The sequence below is a fragment of the Umezawaea sp. NPDC059074 genome (assembly GCF_042738955.1).
GTDB lineage: Bacteria > Actinomycetota > Actinomycetes > Mycobacteriales > Pseudonocardiaceae > Umezawaea.
On sequence record NZ_JBHYHC010000009.1, the window covers coordinates 124721 to 127328 of the forward strand.

Here is a 2608-nt window from a genome sequence, read left to right on the forward strand (position 1 = left end):
CTATCTTGTAAAACTCCACGCTCTCACCGCCGGGGGGGGGGGCCGGCGCGGCGGCCGCCCCCCCCGCGACCACCCGGTCACGAAGAGCCCGCGCCAACCGGGCCGTGCCACCGAACTCCGGCTCGGTGAACGCCCCGACGAGGGCGAGCCGGTGCGCGAACCGCTGCCGCGCCCCGACGAACCCCCACGTCCAGTCCTTGTCGAGCAACCGCCCCAGGTGGTCACGACCGTCGCGCTCGGCCCGCGGCACCAGCGCGTCACCCCGCAGCAGCCAGCCGACGGCGTGCTCCGCCACGGTCCCGACGACGTCGGGGTTCAGCGCCCGGTAGGCCGCCTCCGCCGAGGCCAGCACGGCGTCCGGGACGACGGTGGTGTTCCAGCACGTCGGGAACCCGATCCGCAGGTAGGCCAACTCCGCGAGCCCGTTGCCCAACGCGGCGTGCTCGAAGTCCAGGAACCACGCCCGCCCGTCGACGGGCAGCGCGTTGCCGACGCACGGGTCACCGTGGACGAGCTGGTGCCCACCGGCCAACCGCCCCGGCAACGGGTCCAACTCGTCGTCCGGCGTGCCCAACTCGAACGCCGCGCACAACCGCCGGAACGCCTCCAGATCGGCCTCGGTCGGCCCCACCGCCGCAGGCAGCACCCCGACGTCCGCTTCCGTGGTGACCCGGTGCAGCATCGCCAGGCCTTCCGCGTAGGCGACCCAGTTCGGCATGACCCGCTTCCGCACCGGCAACCGCTCCAACACCACGACCAGCCGCTCCGGATCCACCCCGAGCACACGGGGAGCGAGCGGCGGATCAGCCCGCCCGGCCAACCGCAGCGCGGTCACCTCCCGCTCGTACCGCTCCCCCGCGTCCGAACCACCGACCGTCTGCTTGACCACGGCGGGCGTCCCGTCGAACTCCGCCGCCCACACCCGCGACCGGGGACTGCTGGCGATCGACCGAACCCGTCGCGGCCTGCCGAGCACCTGGTCGTCGATCGGGATCCTCATGGGCCCTCACCCTAGGGTGGTGGGATGGACACCGATCGCGGAACGCGAGTGGTCGAGGGCTTCGAGTCGTTCTTCGCCGGAACGCGACCGGACGAGTCGCCGCTGGACCTGTTCCACCGGGTGGCGGCGACCGTGCCCGCGTACGGGAAGTTCCTGCGGGACCACGACATCGACCCCGCGACCATCACCACGATGGCCGACTTCCACACGCTGCCGATGATCGACAAGGACTCCTACCACCGCCGCTACCCGCTGCCCGAGCTGTGCCGGGACGGCAGGCTGGACGGCTGCGACATGATCGCCGTGTCCTCCGGGTCCAGCGGCCACCCCACGGTGTGGCCGCGTTCCCTCGTCGACGAACTGGCCATCGCCCGCCGCTTCGAACAGGTCTTCCGCGCCTTCAAAGCAGACGAACGAAGCACCCTCGCCGTGGTGTGCTTCCCGCTCGGCACGTGGGTGGGCGGCCTGTTCACCCTGGCCTGCACGAGACACCTGGCCGCGAAGGGCTACCCGATCACGGTCGTCGCGCCGGGCAACAACAAGGCCGAGATCCTGCGGGTGCTGCCCGAGTTGGCGGACCACTTCGACCAGGTCGTGCTGCTGGGCTACCCGCCGTTCGTCAAGGACGTGGTCGACACCGGCGTGGCGGCCGGGTTCGACTGGTCGCGGCACAACGTGAAGACGGTGCTGGCAGGCGAGGTGTTCAGCGAGGAGTGGCGCGACCTGGTGGGCGAACGCCTGGGAATGACCGACCCGGCAACGGATTCCGCGTCCCTGTACGGCACGGCGGACGCGGGCGTGCTCGGCAACGAGACCCCGCTGTCGGTGTCGATCCGCCGCTTCCTGGCCGGACGACCGGACCTGGCACGAGAGCTGTTCGGCGACTCCCGCCTACCCACCCTGGTGCAGTACGACCCGGCCAGCCGGTTCTTCGAGGAACACGAGGGAACGCTGCTGTTCTCCGGGGACAACGGTGTGCCGCTGATCAGGTACCACATCGCCGACAACGGCGGGGTGCTGTCCAACGCGGACCTACTGGACTTCTGCTCCCGCAACGGTTTCACGCCGCCGGAGGGGGATGACCTGCCGTTCGTGTACGTGTTCGGGAGGTCGTTGTTCACGGTGTCGTACTTCGGGGCGAACATCTACCCGGAGAACGTGACAGTGGGGTTGGAGCAGCCGGGGATCAGTGGGTGGGTGACCGGGAAGTTCGTGCTGGAGACCGTGTCGGACAGCGATGAGGACGTCCGGCTGCGGGTGACGGTGGAGTTGGCTCCTGGTCGGAGCGGGTCGGCCGAGGAGGTGGCTGTGGCGATCCGGGAGCAGGTGGTGCGGTTGAACAGCGAGTTCGCGCACTACGTGCCGGTGGAGCGGCAGGTGCCGGAGGTGGTGTTGAAACCTGCGGGCGATCCGGAGTACTTCCCGGTCGGGGTGAAGCACCGGTATACGCGCTCGTCCTAGGGTTCTTTGGGTGGTCACCCAGCGGCTGCTTCTTCCAGCTCAATCGGCCAGCGACTACGGCTTCCAGCGTGCTGTGTCCGATTTGATTTGGGGCCCCTAGATTTGCCCCTTGATCGGGCCAAAAGGCAGTGCCCCAAAGCCCTGCCC

At 69.6% G+C, this 2608-nt stretch carries 1 protein-coding gene and 1 pseudogene; one reads left to right on the forward strand and one right to left on the reverse strand.

The annotated features are described in order from the left end of the window. Positions 1-1000 (reverse strand): annotated as a pseudogene (locus tag ACFWW9_RS07165) (hypothetical protein); the annotation flags it as partial. 24 nt (positions 1001-1024) lie between these two features. Here ACFWW9_RS07165 and ACFWW9_RS07170 point away from each other — a divergent pair. Further along, the gene (locus tag ACFWW9_RS07170; RefSeq protein ID WP_390372611.1) at positions 1025-2461 is read left to right on the forward strand and encodes a phenylacetate--CoA ligase family protein; all 1437 of its coding nucleotides are present in this window, start codon (positions 1025-1027) and stop codon (positions 2459-2461) included. Positions 2462-2608: the final 147 nt, after the last annotated feature.